The organism is Corallococcus sp. AB030 (assembly GCF_003668965.1).
Lineage (GTDB): Bacteria > Myxococcota > Myxococcia > Myxococcales > Myxococcaceae > Corallococcus > Corallococcus exiguus.
Map to the genome: position 1 here is coordinate 1 of NZ_RAWQ01000133.1, position 17,928 is coordinate 17,928.

Genomic DNA, 17,928 nt, shown 5'->3' on the forward strand with positions numbered 1-17,928 from the left:
GGCCGGAGGCGGCTGGGGCCCCGTGCCGCATCCGAAGAGGAACTGCCGGGTCCCTGGAGGGGGCGGGCCCAGGGGCCTGGACCGGGTGGCCATGCATTCCAGGGTGACGCGGGCCTCCGCCAGGCAGGCCCGTGCCGCGGGGGCGGTGATGCCATCGGAGGCCTTCCAATCCGCGGCCCCCGCGGCGGCGGCGGCCTGGAGCCGTGGGTCCCGGGCGTGGAGAAGATGGGACAGCAAGCGCTGCCGGTCCTCGGGGAGCAGGTTCCGCTCCGCGATGTTCCTGACGCGGGCCGCGGAAGGCGTGCCCTTCAGGGCCTCGGCCATCAGGTGGAGCATGCCCTCGTCGGTCGGCGTGATGCGCGGGCTCCGCTGGAAATCCAGCAGCAGGTCGAGGACCGCCTCGCGTCCGCCCAGCCGGTTCGCGTGGGGTGGGGTGAGCAGCTTCGTCACGACGGCGGGCGTGGCGGTCAGCCCGTCGAGCAGGCCGGTGTCGCGCTCCATCACCCAGTCGAGCAGGGCCTCCGCGCGTGCGGGGTCGTTGAGGCCCAGCTCCGTGCGCAGCATGCGCAGCTGCGCCCCGGTCAGCGGCTGGAGCACGTCGATGAGCTCCCTGGGGGACAGCTTCGCGACGTGGCGGGACAGGACCGAGACGGAGTCTCCCGGGCAGCGCGCCTGGGTCTGGGCGATGGCGCGCAGCCGCGCCGCGGAGAGGGCCACGTCCCGGGCATCGTGGAGCTGGGGGCAGGGGACGGTTCGTGCCCAGGTTTCGAAGGCCGCATCGGTGGCGGGGTGGCTTCGTTGCTGCTCGCGCAGCAGACCCACGATGGGAGCCAGGGTGGGGTGCTCACGGTGGGCGCGTTCGAGCCACGCATTCTCCAGGGGCGTGAGCGGAGGTGTGGTCAGGGCCTGGAGGCTGGGCCAGGCCCCTTGATGCAGCAGCAGGAGCGCGTCGACCCTGTCGGAGCCCCGGTCCGTGGCGGCTCGCAGGAAGTCGTGCTGGAGCCCGGCGGGTTGATCCCAGAGCCAGGTGACCAGCGACTCGGCGCGACCTTCGAGGACGCCGAACCGTTCAGGCAGACGAAGGCGTTGGGCCAGGCGAATCAGCTGCAGACAGTGAGGGCCCGGGCAGGCCCCGTCCCTGAACAGGAGGGGGATGCCCGCGCGAAGACCGGCATCCCGGCAGCCGGGCTGGAGCACCACGTCCAGGAGGCTGCCCTGGCTCGTGAGGAGGTCCGCGTGCTGGGCGCGCTGCTCGGGGGACGCGGTGACGCCGCAGAGGAGCATGGCGGGCGTTGGCGGGCTCAAGGGATACAGCTCGCGCGCGGTGGGGTGCGCGTCGTACTCCTTCCTGGCGACGCCCACGCCCTTGCGCGCGAGGTTCACGAGCTGGGTGAGGGCCTCGGTGCAGGGATGCTTCGGGGCGTAGGGGCCGGTGACGCAGTCGTGCTCCGCGACGAGCTCGTGGTAGCGCAGGAGCGGATCCGCCGCCTGCCTCCAGGCGTCACAGTCCACGGGCGCCACGCGGGTGTTGGAGTCCGCGCGGGTGATGAAGCCGTCGCGGCCATCCAGCAGGAAGCGCAGGTTCCGCGTGGCGGGAGTGACGCCGCGGGCTTCGAGCTTCAGGGTGGCATCTGGAGCGCGGCCTGCTTCGAGGACGGTGAAGACGAACTGGCAGCCGCCGACGGAGTGGGACTCCGGCGCGGGAGGCCGGGTTCCGTCGGTGCAGGGCAGGGGAAGGAAGCCGACGACCGCGGGGAGGTCGTGGCGGTCCTTCTCCGCGAAGAAGGCCTGCTCGGCGGTGTGGAGCGCGGAGAGCCCGCACACGGCTTCGGCGGAAGGCCCCGGCCGCGCGCCAGATGCCATGGCCAGGACGACCCATAACCACCCCGTGGCGATGCCCATGTGGTTGTTCCCCTCTCCAGGAAGAGAGCCTGGGCGACCTGGGCTGTTGGCCGCAAGCCCCCGGGCGTCTGGCGACCCAGCTTCCGGAGTCCCTCCGTATTCCTCTATGTCCGCACACTGCGAAGCGCGGGGATGCCTGCGATGGAGGCCTCCATGGGGAGAGGCCCGTGACTGCAGATGGAGCGATGAGATGAAGCTTGGGGCTTTGGGGTTGTTGGGGGTGCTGGGCCTGGCGGCGGGCTGTGCGTCGTCGAATCCGGACAAGCCTTCCGCGCTGGAGCGGCGGCAGGCGATTCGTGATGCGGCGGACAAGACCTACCGGAGCACGGAGGGGTTCCAGACGGCCCATTGGGGGATGTCGCCGGACGAGGTCCGTGCCGCGCTGCCCGAGGCGAGCGTGGCCCCGGATGGAACGCTGCGGTTGAAGACCACCATCGCGGAGATGCCAGCGGAGGTGGCGCTGGGGTTCCTGGACAACCGGCTGGCGGCGGTGGACGTCTTCTTCCAGGACGTGGCGGACCCGCGCACCTTCCAGACGCTGATGCGGGACCTGCTCACCCGGAAGTTCGGGGAGCCGAAGACGGCCCGTGAGGTGAAGCGGCAGGTGAAGTGGGGAGACGTTCCCGTGCGCTTCGCCGCGGACCTGGCGCCGCTGCAGGAGGCGGACGGGACTGCCTCCGCGGCGACCCTGGAGAGCGCGCTCGCGGGACAGGGGGCGTTCAAGGTGCTCAACCGGTGGACCTCGCTCGAGAGCCACGTGAACCTGACGCAGTGGACGCTGCCGGCCCGGGGCATCATGGCCATCCAGTATGAGAGCGCGAAGTACGCGCCCAATCGCGCGGGGCTCATCGGCCGTTACACCGCGAAGGCGCGGCAGGACCTGGTGAAGGAGCTCTGATCAGCCTTCGCGGGGCGCCGCCGCGCGGGACAGTCGGTCTCGCACGGCGATGCCCAGGCCGCTCGCGGCGGGCAGACAGGCCACGAGCACGTCGTGGCCCTGTTCGTCAGCTTCTCTGAGTCGTGCGTAGAGGACTCGTGCGGCCTGCGCCGGTTCTCCCGGCACGTCGAAGCGCTGCACATCGCCAGGCAATGACAGTGACGCGGGGCCCAGGACCCCGACTCGCAATCCCTGCGCGCGCAGTGCTTCCACCCGCTGCACCGCTTCATGTGGCTCCGCGAGCACCACGCCCGCCCTGGGTGCGTAGTGCGACTCCAGCGAACCGGACACGCGCACCGTGGTCGACGTGCGCACCGGCACCTTGCGCCCCAGCACGCGCTCGATGTCCTCCGTCGCCAGACCTCCGGGCCTGAGAATCGCGGGGGCTCCGGAGGACAGGTCCACGATGGTCGACTCCACGCCCACCGTGGACGGGCCTCCGTCCAGCACCAGGTCCACGTCGTCGCCCAGGTCTCGCTGCACGTGCTCCGCGGTCGTCGGGCTCACCCGGCCGAATCGGTTGGCGCTCGGCGCGGCCACGCCTCCTCCCAGCCGCTCGAGCACCTCCATCGCCACGGAGTGTCCCGGCACCCGCAGCGCCACCGTGTCCTGGCCTCCCGTCACCGCGTCCGTGGCCTTCGACGTGCGCCGCAGCACCAACGTCAGCGGACCCGGCCAGAACGCCCTCGCCAGTGCCTTCGCTTCGTCCGGCACTTCGCGGGCCCACTCCGGCAGGTACTCCTCATCCGGGATGTGGACGATGAGCGGGTGGTTCGCCGGCCGGCCCTTGATGGCGAAGACGCGGCGCACGGCCAGCTCGTCCTCGGCGTTGGCCGCGAGGCCGTAGACCGTCTCTGTTGGCAGGGCGATGACACCGCCGTGCCGCAGCAATTCGACTGCACGGTCGAGGAGGTCGGGAGTAAGCATGCTCGGGTCGCACTGTCTCCCCTGGAGAAACCATGGGCAAGCCGCACGTTTTCGAAGCGCACAGCCAGATGCCGGTCCCCGCCGCCGACCTCTTCTCCTGGCACACCCGCGAGGGGGCTTTCGAACGCCTGTCGCCCCCCTGGGAGACCGCGGAAGTCGTGGAACGCTCCGGCGACGGCATCCGCTCCGGCGCCCACGTCGTCGTGAAGCTCCACCTGGGCCCCATTCCCCAGCGCATGGTCGCCGAGCACACCGCCTACGTGGAGGGCTCCTCCTTCCAGGACACCCAGCGTGAAGGCCCGTTCGCGAAGTGGATCCACGACCACCGCATGAACCCCTCGGGCCCCCAGGCCTCCGTCCTGGAAGACGCCATCCAGTACGAACTGCCCGTGGGCGCGCTGGGGGACACCTTCGGCGGTGGCTACGCGCGCAAGCGCCTGGAACGCATGTTCGCGTACCGCCACTCGCTCACTCGCTCGGACCTGCGCCGCCATGGAGCCTTCGCGAACGAGGGCCCGCTCACCGTGGCCATCGGCGGTGCGTCCGGCATGCTGGGCTCCGCGCTGGCGTCGTTCCTCACCACCGGCGGCCACCGAGTGAAGCGGCTGGTGCGCGGCCGTGCGAACGCGGCGCGCGGAGACATCTCCTGGGCTCCCGACAAGGGCACCGTCGACGCCGCGGGCCTGGAGGACGTGGACGCCGTGGTGCACCTGTCCGGCGCCAACGTGGGCGAAGGCCGGTGGACCGACGAGCGCAAGCAGGAGCTCCTCAAGAGCCGCACCGAGAGCACCCGCCTGCTGTGTGAGACGCTGGCCCGCGCCACCCGCAAGCCGCGCGTGCTCATCTGCGCCTCCGCTACCGGCTACTACGGCAGCCGGGGCGACGAGGAACTCACCGAAACGTCCTCCTCCGGCGACGGCTTCCTCGCGGACGTCACGCGCCAGTGGGAGGCCTCCACCAAACCCGCCCAGGACGCGGGCATCCGCGTGGTGAACCTGCGCATCGGCGTGGTGCTGGACGCGCGCGGCGGGGCGCTCGCGAAGCTGGCGCTCGCGACCCAGGCGGGCGGCGGCGGGCCCGTGGGCTCCGGACGGCAGTGGCTGAGCTGGGTGTCCCTGGAGGACGTGCTGGGGCTCATCCAGTTCGCCATCTTCACCCCGTCCATCCAGGGGCCCCTCAACGCCGTGTCCCCGAACGCGGTGCGACAGGGCGAGCTGGCGAAGGTGCTGGGGAAGGTGCTCCACCGTCCCGCGGTGTTCCCTCTGCCCGCCGCCGTGGTGAAGACCGTGTTCGGGCAGATGGGCGAGGAGACCCTCCTGTCCAGCACCCATGCCCTGCCCACGGTGGCCCAGGCCCATGGCTTCTCCTTCCTCCTCCCCGGCCTGGAGGAGACGCTGCGCTTCACACTGGGCCGGACCACCGACGGCGCCGAATACCGCCACGGGTAAGCCCCGTGCTTGACACTCCTCGGGAGGGGCGACAGAAGTGCGCCGTTTCCCCTCGCTTCGAGGAGTCCTGATTGATCCAGGTCGAAGGGCTGACGAAGTTCTACGGCGAGCACGCGGCCATCCGGGACCTGGCCTTCACCATCGGTCAGGGCGAGGTCATCGGCTTCCTGGGCCTCAATGGCGCCGGCAAGTCGACGACGCTCAAAATCCTGGGGTGCGTGCTGCTGCCCACCTCGGGCCGCGTCGTCATCGACGGGCACGACGTGGTGAGCCAGTCTCATGAGGTGCGCCAGCGCATCGGCTACCTGCCGGACGTGCCCCCCGTCTACGAGGAGATGACAGTGGGCGAGTACCTGGCCTACGTCGCCCGGCTGCGCGACGTGCCCGCGAAGGCCACCGCGTCCCACGTCGGCGAGGCCGAGGAGAAGACCGGCCTGCGCGACGTGCACGGCGAGGTCATCTCCACGCTCAGCCACGGCTACCGCCAGCGCGTGGGACTGGCGCAGGCGCTGGTGCACAAGCCCGCGCTGCTCATCCTCGACGAGCCGACCAGCGGTCTGGATCCGCTCCAAATCGTGGAGATGCGCGACGTCATCCGCGGCCTCAAGGGCGCGCACACGGTGCTCGTGTCCAGCCACATCCTCCCGGAAATCTCCCAGACGTGTGACCGGCTGCTCATCATCCACAAGGGCACGCTGCTGGCGCAGGGCAGTGAAGAGGAGCTGTCGCGAAGCCTGGGCGGCCCGTCCATCGTGCTGGAGGTGCGGGGCGACCGGGCTCGGGCGCTCGAAGCATTGCAGGGCTTCGGCGCGGTGGAGGTGCGGGAAGGGGCGGGCGGAGTGCTGGCCCTGAAGGTCGCGGCGGCGCCGGATTTTCGGCCCCAGGTGGCGCGGGCGGTGGTGGGCGCGGGCCTGGAGTTGTTGCGCTTGGACGCGAACGAAGGACAGCTGGAGGCGCTGTTCCTGCGCCTGACGCATGGGCAGGAGGTGAAGGCGTGAAGGCGCTCCTGATTGCTCGCCGCGAGCTGGCCGGCTACCTGCGCACGCTCAGCGGCTATGTCATCCTGGCCATCATCCTCGCGGTGAACGGGCTGTTCTTCAACGCGTACGCCCTGGGCGGCGCGAGCAAGCGCTCCGCGGAGGTGCTGTCCGGCTTCTTCTACTACTCCAGCGGGTTCACCATCGTGGCGGCCATCCTGGTGTCCATGCGGCTGGTCGCGGAGGAGCGCCAGACGGGCACGCTGCCGTTGCTGTACGCGTCGCCGGTGCGGGACCGGGACATCGTGCTGGGCAAGTTCCTGGCGGGGCTCGCGTTCCTGGCGCTGTACCTGCTGCTCACGCTCTACATGCCGCTGCTGGTGCTGGTGAACGGCAAGGTGTCCTTCGGGCACGTGGCCGCGGGCTACCTGGGGTTGCTGCTGCTGGGCAGTGCGTCGCTGGCGGTGGGCACGTTCGGGTCGTCGCTCGCGAAGAACCAGCTGCTCGCGGCCATCTTCTCCGCGGTGATGCTGGTGGCGCTCATCCTGTGCTGGCTGCTGGCGCGCATCACCGAGCAGCCGCTGTCCGACGTCTTCAGCGCGATGTCGCTGTGGAATCAGCACTTCCCCCCGTTCCAGGCAGGGCTCATCCACGTGCGGGACGTCGTCTACTACCTGGTGGTCACCTACGTGGCGCTGTTCGCGGCGACGCGGGTGTTGGAAGCGCGGAGGTGGCGATGAGCTCGCCGGCTTCTTTCGGGACGGGGCTCGCCGCGACGGGGGCGTTCGTCGCGGGGCTCGTGGCCGTGTTCCTCGCGGAGCGCGTGCTGGGCGTGGGCTCTGGCCGCGTGGCGCTGGCGTCGCTGGGCACCGCCGTGGTGGTGGCGGCGACGGCGTGGCGCGCGGTGCGGATGATCGCCGCGCCCGCGGACCGGCGCGCGCTGGAGCGGTGGGTGCTCACGCTGTACGTCGTGGGGCTGGCCGCGCTGGTGCTCTACTTCGTGAAGGGGGACGTGGGGACGGCGCTCCTCGGTGAGCCGCTGTCGCGTTCGTCGCCCAGGCTGTCGGTGGTGCTCGCGGTGCTGTTCCCGGCGCTGCTGTTGTGCTCGCTCGTGCCGCTGGCGATGGTGGAGGCCGCGCTCGTGGCGATGGCTCGGGCGCAGGTGCCGGAGACGGGGCGCGTGAAGAGCGCGCTGTTCTCAGGGCTGGGCATGGCGTTCGTCATCGTGTTCGCGTTCGCGGCGACGTACGTGGCGACGCAAGCGGATCCGACCTGGGACCTGTCGTACTTCCGGACCGCGAAGCCGGGCGATGCGACGCGCAAGCTGGTGCGCGGCCTCAACGAACCCTTGCAGGTGACGCTCTTCTTCCCGCCCGCGAACGAAGTGGGCGAGGCGGTGCGGCAGTACTTCCGCGACCTGGAGCCGGAGAGTCCGCAGCTGGGCGTGGAGTCGTTGGACCAGGCGGTGGAGCCCGCGCGCGGCAAGGCCCTGGGCGTCAGCAACAACGGCTCCGTGGTGCTGTCGCGGGGGGCCCGCAAGGAGATCCTCACGCTGGGCTTGGATCCAGAGCGTGCGCGCGGGCAGCTCCAACGGCTGGACGCGGAGGTGCAGCGGCGGCTGCTGGCGGTGGCGAAGCCCCAGCGCATCGTCTACCTCACGGGAGGCCATGGGGAGCGCGCCGACACGCGGCCCGTGCAGGGTGACGCGGCCCGGCCGTCGGTGGCGCAGTTCAAGGAGTTGCTGCGCGCGCAGAACGTGGACGTGCGCACGCTCACGGTGGCGGAGGGGCTGGGCTCGGCGGTGCCGGGCGACGCGGCGATGGTTGCGGTGCTGGGGCCCACGCGCGAGCTGCTTCCGGAAGAGGCCACCGCGCTGCGCGAGTACTGGGAGCGGGGAGGGCGGTTGTGGATCGCGTTGGAGCCGGATGGCGCGGCGCTGGAGCCGCTGCTCCAGCCGATGGGATTGAAGTCGCTGCGCGTGCCGCTGGCGAATGACCGGGTGTACTTCCGCACCACGCGTCAGCTGAGCGACCGGGCCAACCTGGGCACGGCGAGCTTCTCCTCGCACCCGTCGGTGACGTCGCTGTCCGCGCTGGGCTCACAGGGCGCGGTGGCTTTCATGGGTGCGACGGCGCTGGAGCCGCTGACGCCGCCCTTTCCCGGCGTGATGCTGGACACGAGCGTGCGTGCGCAGGGCGAGACGTTCGCGGACCGCAATGGCGACTTCGAGCCGGAGCCGGGCGAGGTCACGAAGGCGTGGCCGCTGGTGGTGGCAGTGGAGCGGCCCGCCGCGGAGGGCAAGCCCGCTCCGCGCGCGGTGGTGATGGCGGACGCGGACGCGCTGGGTGACGGCATCCTGGGCAACGTGGGCAATGCGTATCTCGCGGTGGACACGCTGCGCTGGCTCTCTGGCGAGGAGGCGCTCTCCGGCGTGACGACGAGCGAGGAGGACGTGCCGTTGCAGCACACGCGCTCGCAGGATGTCGTGTGGTTCTACGCGACGGTCTTCGGGATGCCGCTGGCGGTGCTGGCGGTGGGCTTCTTCGTGACGCGGCGGCGTGGACGGCGTGCGCCCCGGAGCACCGCGGTGGTGGGAGGTGCGCGATGAAGGCTCGCGACGTGGCGGTGCAGGGCGTGCTGGCGGGCGTGGCGCTCGTGGCCGCGTTCTTCGTGTGGCAGCGCGAGCCTTCGCGTGCGCAGGGGGAGGTGACGGTGGAGGACGCGCAGGCGAGCGCGCTCGACCGCATCCGGTACGACGAGGAGTCGCGCTTCGTGGAGTTGTTCCGCGACCCCCAGGACCGTGACACCGTCTGGGTCCGCCTGGGCAACAAGCCCGCGAAGCCGGGGGCCGAAGCTGGAGTCGCCAGTGATGCGGGCAGCGCCGCGCTCGACGCGGGAGCACTGGCCCACGTGACGTTCGACGCAGGCCCGCAGGTTGGCGCGAACTCGCCAGCAAGTGCCGGCAACACAGGCGCGCTCACCGAGACCACCGACGCTGGGGTCGCGCCTCGGGCCAACACAGGCGCGCTCGCGATGACCACCGACGCGGGGGTTGGCTCTCGCGCCAACGCAGTCGCGCTCGCGGTGACCACCGACGCGGGGATTGAGCCTCGCGCCAACGCAGTCGCGAACGCCTCCGCCGACGCGGGGACACCCGCGAGCCCCGCCCCGGTTTCTCCGCCCCGCGAGCTGCGCGGCAACGACGTCGCGCTGAAGCTGTTCTCCCGCTTCGCTCCGCTGCGCGCGCAGCGGGACCTGGGCGTCCTGGACGACAAGAAGCTGGACGAAATCGGCCTCGCGAAGACGGAGCGCGGCCTGACGCTCACGCTGGATGGCACTCCGAAGACGTTCCGCCTCGCCACGCCCGCTTCGGGCTGGGGCGCCCCCTATCTCCAGCGCACGACCGACGGGCACGTCTTCCTCCTCGGGCCCGGACTGCTGCCGGACCTGGAGGCCGCGGCCAGCCGGCTCGTGGACCGGCGCCTGCACACCTTCGACGTGGACGGCTTCGACCACATCGTCATCTCCACCGGCACCACGTCCCGCGCCTTCGTCGCCAGCGGCAAATCGCCAGGCGCCGTGCAGCTGTCGCCCGTGGACGCCCCCGGCACTCCGGACGACTTCGCCCGCAACTGGCATGACCGCCTGTGGCGCCTCACCCCCGTGGAACTCCTGGGCCGAGGCGAAGCCCCTCCGGGCCCGGCCCCCACGCCCGCCTTCCGCGTGGAATACCAGCGCGCCGGCAAGCCCGTGGGCGAGCTCTCCATGGCGAAGACGCCGGACGGTTCGTGGTACGCGCGCACGGAGTTCACCGCCGGCTGGACGCGCATGGGCGGCGGACTGGAGCTCCTGGCCGAGGACGCCGCGAAGCTCACCGCGCCGCGCTGAGGCTCACCGTGCGGTGGACTCCGCCTCCACGTCCAACCGCACGTCCACGAAGCTGTAGGCCGGCCACGGCCCCGTGAACCGGAACGTGTATGCGTCCAGCCGCGCCACCAGCGACTGCACCCGCGCCTCGAACGCGGCCACCCGCGTGCGGTCCACCAGCCAGGCCGTGTTGAGCATCATCCTCTCACCCAGCGGCGGCGCTTCGTGCGTGGCCTCCGCCAACGGCCGCAGGCCCGCCCTCAGCCCGTCCAGGTCCTTCCGGGTGCAGTCGTGCAGCGCCGCCTCCAGCCGAGCCTCGTGGTCCTCCTCGAGCTCGGCGGGGCCGCGCGCCAGCTCCGGCCGCGTCTCCTGCAACCTGCGCGTCAGCGCGTCGCCGTGGCAGTACACCTTCAGCCCCAGCTCCACCCGGCCCTCCAGCTCGGACAGGGCCCGGCTCAGCGGCGCGCGCGCCACGCGCAACAACTCCCGCACGCGCTCCTCCGACGGCAGCACCGTCCCGAAGGCCACCGGCACCAGCGTGTGCTCGCGCACCACGGCCTCCGTGACGCGCTGGTGCATCAGGAGGTACGTCCGCGTGGGCACCACCCGGGGGCCCGCCACTTCGGACACCAGCGCCGTGAGGCCGCCCTCGTGCACCCGTCGCACCGGGGCCTCATCCAGCCCCGCGAGGTCCAGCGTCCATCCGCTGTCCTCGCGCACGATGCCGTAGAGGTAGTGTGCCCGTCCCTCGCGCGAGGACTCCGCCTGGGTCTTCGTCGTCATGACGTGCCCCCCTTCCGTGCAGCCAAGGCTTCAGCGCGTGGATGCCGCCTCGCGCAGGGCGATCATCTTCTTCACCTGGTCCACCAGCGCGTCCGGCAGGCACGGCTTGGTGACGTACGCATCACACCCGGCCTCGTTCGCGTCCTCCGAGTGGCCCTTCAGCGCATGCCCCGTGAGCGCCACCACCGGGATGCCCTTCGTGCGCGCGTCGCCCTTCAGCCGGCGCGTCGCCTCCCAGCCGTCCATCACCGGCAGCGACAGGTCCATCAGGATGACGTCCGGCACCAGCTCGAAGGCCTTGTCCAACGCCTCCTGGCCGTTCTTCGCCTCCGCCACGCGGAAGCCTGAGAACTCCAGGTACTCCGCGTACATCTCCCGGGCATCCTGGTAGTCGTCCACCACCAGCACGAGCGGCTTTGTCTTTTCCGGGGTGTTGGTCATGTCCGTCTCGCACGTCTTGGAAAGTGCAGGGTGAAGGTCGAACCCTGGCCCGGCGCACTCTGGAGGGAGACGCGTCCCCCCAGCATGTCGGCCAGTCGGCGGCAGATGGACAGGCCCAGGCCCGTTCCCCCATAGGCACGCGTGGGCGAGCTGTCCACCTGCTGGAAGTCCTCGAAGATCTTCTCCTGGTTCGACACGTCGATTCCGATGCCTGAGTCCTTCACCGAGATGGCCACGGTGCCGGTGCCGTTCTGATACTCCGCCGCCACGTGCACGCCGCCCTCGTGCGTGAACTTCAGCGCGTTGGACAACAGGTTGAGGACGATCTGCTTCACCTTCTGTCGGTCGCTCCACACCCCTGGCAGCCCCTCATCCAGGCGCGTGTCCACCGTCAGCTTGCTGCGCGCGATGATGGGGTCCATCTCCGCCATCACCTCCTGGAGCAGCTCCGGGATTCCGAAGTCCGACAGGTGCAGCGGCATCCGCCCCGCCTCGATGCGGGTGATGTCCAATATCTCGTTGATGACCTCCAACAGGTGCCGCCCGTTGGAGTCGATGCGCGTGAGGTTCCTCCGCTGCGGCGGCGTCATCTCCCCGGACACGCCCTGCAGCAGCATGTTCGTGTAGCCGAGGATGGCGTTCAGCGGCGTGCGGAACTCATGCGACATGTTGGCCAGGAACTGCGACTTGGCCGCGCTCGCCTGCTCCAGCTGGATGGCCTGACGGCGCAGCTTCTCGTTCTGCTCCGCCAGCTCCGCGGTGGCGGACTGCACGCGGGCCTCCAGCTCGCTGGAGACCTCCTTCACGCGCTCCAGCAGCCGCGCCCGCTCCAGCACCTCCGTGCGGTCGTGGAACACGGTGACGATGCCCGTCAGCTCGCCCCCGTCGCCCAGCACCTTGTTGGCCATGGCCTCCATGGGCACGGGCGCGCCGGTGGACGGGTCGTCCAGCGTCAGCTGGCTCTTCCAGCGTGACACGCTCGCGTTCACCGGCCCCAGCAGGTTCGCGAGGAAGGACGCGAAGAGGGCGTCGTTGGCGCGCACCCGGCGCAGCGTGGACTCGCCGCCGGGGCCTTCCTCGTGAGGCCACGCGAAGAGGCGCTCGGCCGGGTCGTTCATCATCACCATGCCGCCCGCCGGGTCGGTCAGGATGATGGGGTCCGCCACCGAGTCCAGCACCCGGTCCAGGCGGTGGCGCTCGCTCCGGGCCTCGCGCTCCGTGGCGCGCAGCTGCCGGTAGCTCTCCCCCAGCGCCTGCGTCGCGCGGCCCAGGTCCGTCAGGTTGCGCAGCACGCTCACCACCACGGACGGCCCGTCCGGCGCCAGCACCGGCGTGGTGACCAGCTCGAAGAGCAGGTCCATGCCCTCCAGCGGATCCACCAGCGGCACCTCGCGCCGGTGCACGGACGTGCCTCCCTGCGCGAGCGTCTCCCGGAACAGGCGCTGGTTGAGCTCCACGGCGCGCGTGCGGCCGGGGCTCGCGTCCGGGCCCGCCACCAGCAGTCCTTCCGCGCGGGCGTTGGCGAAGAGCAGCGTGCCGTCCGTGTCCGTGAGCAGCACTGGGTCCGACACCGCGTTGATGACCCGGCGCAGCAGCCGGTCCGGCTCCGGGCGGCGCGGCGCCCGCGCATCCGAGGCCAGCTGCCGGGCCAGGGGCGGACCCGCGCACGACGCCACCCACGCCACGTCCTCCGGCACGGCCGGGCCGGGCAGCCCCACCACCAGCAGCGCGGCCGCGGGCGCTCCAGAGCGGCCCAGCGGCACCGCGAGGAACCCACCGGGCATCGCCGCGCCCTCGACCGCGTCCGCCGCCAGCCACCGCGCCCCGGGCCGGTTGCGGAAGCCAGCGAGCGGCGAGCCCTGCGTGTCCCATGCCCGGGCCAGCGCGGCCTGCTGCGCGCCCGTCAGCCCTTCACTGGCCAGGCACACGGACGCACCCGCGCCATCCCCCGGCCCCACACAGGCGGTGGACGCGCCGTGCCTGCGCGCGAGCCACTCCACGACCGCTCGCGCACAGGCGACGGCGGACTCGCAGGCGAGCAGGTGCTCGGCGAGCACGAGGCGCGCCCCGGGGTCGGCTTCGGCGGGGGGCAGCGGGGCTGGAGACGCCACGACCTTACGCTCCGGGTGAAGGGGGACGCGGGGAACGACCGCGTTCCAGCGAGTCTGCGGTGCGGACCTCCGAAAATGCCACCACGATGCGCGCCTCCCCCTCCAAAGAAGAGGGGCGGCCCAGGACCTCCAGGGCCGGCGAGTCGAAGCGCAACCCCCTGTCCAGCAGGCGGTCCAGCACGTCCACCAGGCTGGCCCCGCCAGCCACGCGTTCCACGGGCATTCGGCGCATGCTCCTTGGGTCCGCCCGGCGCGGACCTTCGGGTCCAAGGGCCGTTCTAACGCGCTGGTGCCGTCGCACCCCAGCCCCGTTCACGCCCGGCCCCTGACTGACCAACACCCGGGGCGAAGCTCTGTTGGGTCGCATACACCCGGCGCTGGGCAACCGGCCGGGCGGGGCTCGGCAGGCATGGCTTATGCCCTGGGAAGCGGATTCCTAGCCTTCCAGCATGAATGAAGAGCGCCAGCACAAATCCCTCTGGACGGTGACGACGCTTCCCCGGGACTTCCCCTCCCTGCCGGGCGACCTGGACGTGGACGTGGCCATCATCGGCGGGGGCATCGCGGGCCTGACGACCGCCTGGCTGCTCAAGCGCGCCGGCAAGAAGGTGGCCGTGCTGGAGATGCACCGCGTCCTCTCCGGCCAGACGGGACAGACGACCGCGCACCTCACGGAGCTGCTGGACACGCCGTACACCACGCTCCTGAAGGACTTCGGTGAGAAGGGCGCGCACCTGGCCGCGTCGTCCAGCCGCGCCGCCATTGAACAGATTGCGTCCCTGGTGGAGACGCTCGCCATCGACTGCGGCTTCACCCGCGTGCCGGGCTTCCGCTACGCGGAGACAGAGGCCGAGCTGCGCGACCTGTTGCACGAGGTGTCCGCGGCGCGGCAGGCCGGACTGCTGGCGTCCTACACGAAGGAGTTGCCGCTGCCCTTCCCGGTGAAGGGCGCGCTGCGCGTGGAGGACCAGGCGGTGTTCCACCCGCGGCAGTACCTGCTCGCGCTCGCGGACCGCATCCCCGGCGATGGCTGCCACCTCTTCGAGAACACCAAGGTCGTGGACATCCATGACGGCACGCCCTGCCGCGTCGTCACGGAGCTGGGCACCGTGACGGCGAAGGCGGTGGTGGAGGCCACCACCACGCCGCTCAACCGCGTGGCCATGCACACCAAGCTCTACCCGTACCGCACCTACGCGGTGGCGGCCCCGCTGGACGCACCGCTGGAGCCGGGCCAGTACTACGACAGCCGCGACCCGTATCACTACGTCCGCACGCAGCGGGTGGACGGCGTGTCCTTCGTCATCGTGGGCGGCGAGGACCACAAGGTCGGCAGCGAGGAGGACACCGCCGCGCGCTTCGCGGCGCTGGAGGCGTACACGCGCGACCGATTCCCCGTGAAGCGCATCACGCACCGCTGGTCCGGCCAGGTCATCGAGTCCGCGGACGGCCTGCCCTATATCGGCCGCAACGTGGGCAGCCGCCACGTGTACGTGGCCACGGGCTTCTCTGGCACGGGCATGACGTTCGGCACGCTCGCGGGCATGGTGCTGTCGGACCTCATCCTCGGCAACGAGAACCCCTACGCCGCGCTGTACGACGCGGGCCGGGTGAAGCCCAAGGCCGGCGCCAAGGACTTCATCCAGGAGAACGCGGAGGTGGCCTTCCGCTTCGTCGCGGACCGGCTTGCCAGGCCGGACGGACACCACCTGGCGGACGTGGCGCCGGGCGAGGGAAAGATCCTGGAGGTGGATGGCCGCAAGGTGGCCGTCTACCGCGAGGAGAACGGCACGCCACACGCGGTGTCCCCGGTGTGCACGCACCTGGGCTGCCACGTGCACTGGAACAACGCGGAGCGCTCCTGGGACTGCCCCTGCCACGGCGGCCGCTTCAGCCCCACCGGGCGCGTGCTCAACGGCCCCGCGCTCAAGGACCTGCCGTCCGTGAAGCTGCCGATGAAGTGAGAAGTGCGTGCGGGTGGGCTTCCTTTCGGGCGGTCCCACCCCCATCTCTCTGCACATCCACTTTCATTCAGGGGGCAGGGAATGAACGCGTTGGAACTGATCAAGCAGCAGCACGAAGAGGTGTCCAAGCTCTTCAAGAAGTACGAGAAGCTGGCGGACCACGCGGACGACCAGCGCCAGGAGTTGTTCGAGCAGATCGCCGACCGGCTGGGCGCGCACGCGAAGATTGAAGAGCTGTACCTGTATCCGGCGATCAAGAAGGACGACACGGAGGACGAGCTGCGCGAGGCCGTGGAGGAGCACCTCGCCGTCAAGCGCCTCATCGCGGACCTGCTGGACATGGAGCCCTCCGACGAGGAGTTCGACGCGAAGATGAAGGTCCTCCAGGAGCAGGTGGAGCACCACGTCGAGGAGGAGGAGAAGGACCTCTTCAAGGCGGCGCGGAAGATCCTGACCAAGGATCAGCTGGAGGACCTGGGCATCCAGTTGGAGGAGGAATACGACTCCCTGATGGAGGGCGAGCCCCGCAACGACGTGCCCGAGGAGACGGAGCGGGCCGCGCCCATCTAGCGCGGCGCGTCCGAAGCAACACGGGGGTTGCGCGTGGCGTGGGGCCGGGCAGCATGCGGCCCATGCCGCGCGCTCCTGTTTCCACCCCTGTGTTGCTGCCGGATGCCTTCACGCCCGCCGCGCGCCGCGCCCTCGTACGCGCGGACCCCATCCTGGGCACGCTCTTCAAGACGATTGGCCCGTTCCGCTTCGAGCGGTCCCCGCTGCACAGCCCCTTCGAGGCGCTGGCGCACTCCATCGTCTACCAGCAGCTCCACGGCCGCGCGGCCGCGACCATCTTCGGCCGCGTCTGTGAGCGGGTGGGGCAGGGCAAGGGCTTCACGCCCCAGAAGCTGCTCGCGCTGCCGGACACCACGCTGCGCGAGGCCGGCCTGTCCGCGAACAAGCTGCTGGCCATCCAGGACCTGGCGCGCAAGACGGTGGACGGCACGGTGCCGCCGCTCGCGCGCGTGCGCCGCATGTCCGACGCGGACCTCATTGAGCACCTCACGCAGGTGCGCGGCATTGGCCAGTGGACCGTGGAGATGCTGCTCATCTTCCGCCTGGGCCGGCCGGACATCCTCCCCGTGGACGACTTCGGCGTGCGCAAGGGCTTCATGATGCTGCATGGCCTGAAGGAACAGCCCAAGCCCAAGGCGCTGCTGGCGTACGGCGAGCGCTGGCGCCCTTATCGCAGCGTGGTGAGCTGGTACCTGTGGCGGGCGGCGGACAAGCCCGTGGGCACCTTCGCACCGCCGGAGGGCGGCTAGCCGAGCAGGGGCCGGGAGCGCACCGTCCCTTGCCTTGGCGCGCGGGCGTCCTCACCCGTTAGGGACGGAGGAATCCCGCGCATGCGTGCACTCACCTACCAAGGTCCCTATCGCGTCCAGGTGGAGCAGAAGCCGGACCCGCGCATCGAGCATCCGCAGGACGTGGTCCTCAAGGTCACCCGCGCCGCCATCTGCGGTTCGGACCTGCACCTCTTGCACGGCCTGGTGCCGGACACGCGCGTGGGCTGCACCTTCGGCCACGAGTTCACCGGCGTGGTGGAGGAGGTGGGCAAGGAGGTGTCGCAGCTGAAGAAGGGCGACCGCGTGGTGGTGCCCTTCAACATCTCCTGCGGCACCTGCTTCTACTGCCAGCGCGGCCTCACCGGGAACTGCGAGAACAGCAACCCCGGCAGCGACGTGGCCTCCGGCGTCTACGGGTACTCGCACACCACGGGCGGCTTCGACGGCGGGCAGGCGGAGTACGTGCGCGTGCCCTTCGCGGACGTGGGGCCCATGAAGATTCCGGACGACATGGACGACGAGTCCGTCCTCTTCCTCTCCGACATCCTGCCCACCGGCTACCAGGCCGCGGAGATGGGCGAAATCAAGGGCGGCGAGACGGTCGTCGTCTTCGGCGCGGGCCCGGTGGGCCTCTTCGCGATGAAGTCCGCGTGGCTGATGGGCGCGGGCCGCGTGGTGGCGGTGGACCACGTGCCGTACCGCCTGGAGTTCGCGCGGAAGTTCGCCAACGTGGAGACGGTGAACTTCAAGGAGGTGGGCGACATCATCCTGCACCTGAAGGAGCTGTTCGACGGCCGCGGCCCGGACGTCTGCATCGACGCGGTGGGCATGGAGGCGGAAGGCTCGCGCGCGCACCGCGTGCTGGGCCTGGGACTGAAGCTGGAGGCCGGCGCGCCCACCGTCATCGAGTGGTGCATCAACTCCGTGCGCAAGGGCGGCAACGTCTCCATCATCGGCGTGTACGGGCCCCCGTGGAACTTCGTGCCCATTGGCACCGCGATGAACAAGGGCCTGACGCTGCGGATGAACCAGGCGAACACGCGCCGGTACATGCCGCACCTGCTGGAGCACATCCAGAAGGGCCGCATCGACGCGAAGAGCATCATCACCCACCGCTTCCCGCTGGAGCAGGCGCCGGACGCCTACCACCTGTTCGCGCAGAAGCAGGACGGGTGCGTGAAGTGCGTACTCATGCCGCACGGCCACGCCTGACAGACACCACTCGCCATTA

The 17,928-nt window shown here is 70.8% G+C and carries 16 protein-coding genes; 10 read left to right on the forward strand and 6 right to left on the reverse strand.

The window, feature by feature from the left end; all coding sequences use genetic code 11:
• A partial coding sequence (locus tag D7Y15_RS27505) for a hypothetical protein (RefSeq protein WP_148712885.1) occupies positions 1 to 1,902 on the reverse strand: 1,902 nt, incomplete at its 3' end.
• Between the two features lie 190 nt (positions 1,903 to 2,092).
• Between D7Y15_RS27505 and D7Y15_RS27510 the strand changes: the two genes are divergently transcribed.
• Positions 2,093 to 2,800, forward strand: a complete 708-nt coding sequence (locus tag D7Y15_RS27510; RefSeq protein WP_148712886.1) for a hypothetical protein — start codon at positions 2,093 to 2,095, stop codon at positions 2,798 to 2,800.
• On the opposite strand, the gene D7Y15_RS27515 is transcribed toward D7Y15_RS27510, so the two are convergent.
• Positions 2,801 to 3,766: an L-threonylcarbamoyladenylate synthase gene (locus D7Y15_RS27515; protein WP_121754435.1), complete on the reverse strand. Its 966-nt coding sequence runs from the start codon at positions 3,764 to 3,766 to the stop codon at positions 2,801 to 2,803.
• 32 nt (positions 3,767 to 3,798) lie between these two features.
• Here D7Y15_RS27515 and D7Y15_RS27520 point away from each other — a divergent pair, with 32 nt between their 5' ends.
• The 5 genes from D7Y15_RS27520 (at position 3,799) to D7Y15_RS27540 (ending at position 10,079) form a co-directional block, all read left to right on the forward strand.
• Positions 3,799 to 5,214, forward strand: a complete 1,416-nt coding sequence (locus D7Y15_RS27520) for a TIGR01777 family oxidoreductase (RefSeq protein WP_121754436.1) — start codon at positions 3,799 to 3,801, stop codon at positions 5,212 to 5,214.
• 71 nt (positions 5,215 to 5,285) lie between these two features.
• Positions 5,286 to 6,212 (forward strand): ABC transporter ATP-binding protein, encoded by a 927-nt coding sequence (locus D7Y15_RS27525; protein WP_121754437.1) that lies wholly within the window; start codon positions 5,286 to 5,288, stop codon positions 6,210 to 6,212.
• The gene (locus D7Y15_RS27530; protein ID WP_014394402.1) at positions 6,209 to 6,931 is read left to right on the forward strand and encodes an ABC transporter permease; all 723 of its coding nucleotides are present in this window, start codon (positions 6,209 to 6,211) and stop codon (positions 6,929 to 6,931) included. The genes D7Y15_RS27525 and D7Y15_RS27530 overlap by 4 nt, the downstream gene beginning before the upstream one ends.
• A complete protein-coding gene (locus D7Y15_RS27535) occupies positions 6,928 to 8,799 on the forward strand; it encodes a Gldg family protein (protein WP_121754447.1) in 1,872 nt (623 codons plus the stop codon). Before D7Y15_RS27530 ends, D7Y15_RS27535 begins: the two co-directional genes overlap by 4 nt.
• Entirely contained in the window at positions 8,796 to 10,079 is a 1,284-nt protein-coding gene (locus D7Y15_RS27540) for a hypothetical protein (RefSeq protein ID WP_120577997.1), read from the forward strand. Before D7Y15_RS27535 ends, D7Y15_RS27540 begins: the two co-directional genes overlap by 4 nt.
• Before the next feature lie 3 nt (positions 10,080 to 10,082).
• Here the strand turns inward: D7Y15_RS27540 and D7Y15_RS27545 are convergent, their stop codons facing one another.
• From D7Y15_RS27545 to D7Y15_RS27560, 4 genes are read right to left on the reverse strand one after another with little or no spacing between them, the layout of a single operon-like run.
• Complete coding sequence (locus D7Y15_RS27545; protein WP_121754438.1) at positions 10,083 to 10,841, reverse strand: GvpL/GvpF family gas vesicle protein; 759 nt, start codon at positions 10,839 to 10,841, stop codon at positions 10,083 to 10,085.
• Positions 10,842 to 10,871: 30 nt separating this feature from the next.
• Positions 10,872 to 11,282, reverse strand: a complete 411-nt coding sequence (locus D7Y15_RS27550) for a response regulator (protein ID WP_120577995.1) — start codon at positions 11,280 to 11,282, stop codon at positions 10,872 to 10,874.
• Positions 11,279 to 13,393, reverse strand: coding sequence for a PAS domain-containing sensor histidine kinase (locus D7Y15_RS27555; RefSeq protein WP_121754439.1), 2,115 nt, complete (start codon positions 13,391 to 13,393; stop codon positions 11,279 to 11,281). Before D7Y15_RS27555 ends, D7Y15_RS27550 begins: the two co-directional genes overlap by 4 nt.
• A gap of 4 nt (positions 13,394 to 13,397) precedes the next feature.
• Positions 13,398 to 13,616, reverse strand: a complete 219-nt coding sequence (locus tag D7Y15_RS27560; RefSeq protein WP_120577993.1) for a hypothetical protein — start codon at positions 13,614 to 13,616, stop codon at positions 13,398 to 13,400.
• A 226-nt stretch (positions 13,617 to 13,842) separates the two neighbouring features.
• Between D7Y15_RS27560 and D7Y15_RS27565 the strand changes: the two genes are divergently transcribed.
• The 4 genes from D7Y15_RS27565 to D7Y15_RS27580 all read left to right on the forward strand — a co-directional run bounded on the left by D7Y15_RS27565 (position 13,843) and on the right by D7Y15_RS27580 (position 17,909).
• Positions 13,843 to 15,357: an FAD-dependent oxidoreductase gene (locus tag D7Y15_RS27565; RefSeq protein ID WP_121754440.1), complete on the forward strand. Its 1,515-nt coding sequence runs from the start codon at positions 13,843 to 13,845 to the stop codon at positions 15,355 to 15,357.
• Between the two features lie 81 nt (positions 15,358 to 15,438).
• Positions 15,439 to 15,927: a hemerythrin domain-containing protein gene (locus D7Y15_RS27570; RefSeq protein ID WP_120577991.1), complete on the forward strand. Its 489-nt coding sequence runs from the start codon at positions 15,439 to 15,441 to the stop codon at positions 15,925 to 15,927.
• A gap of 53 nt (positions 15,928 to 15,980) precedes the next feature.
• Positions 15,981 to 16,676 (forward strand): DNA-3-methyladenine glycosylase, encoded by a 696-nt coding sequence (locus D7Y15_RS27575; RefSeq protein WP_199745990.1) that lies wholly within the window; start codon positions 15,981 to 15,983, stop codon positions 16,674 to 16,676.
• 81 nt (positions 16,677 to 16,757) lie between these two features.
• The gene (locus tag D7Y15_RS27580) at positions 16,758 to 17,909 is read left to right on the forward strand and encodes a zinc-dependent alcohol dehydrogenase (protein WP_121754442.1); all 1,152 of its coding nucleotides are present in this window, start codon (positions 16,758 to 16,760) and stop codon (positions 17,907 to 17,909) included.
• Positions 17,910 to 17,928: the final 19 nt, after the last annotated feature.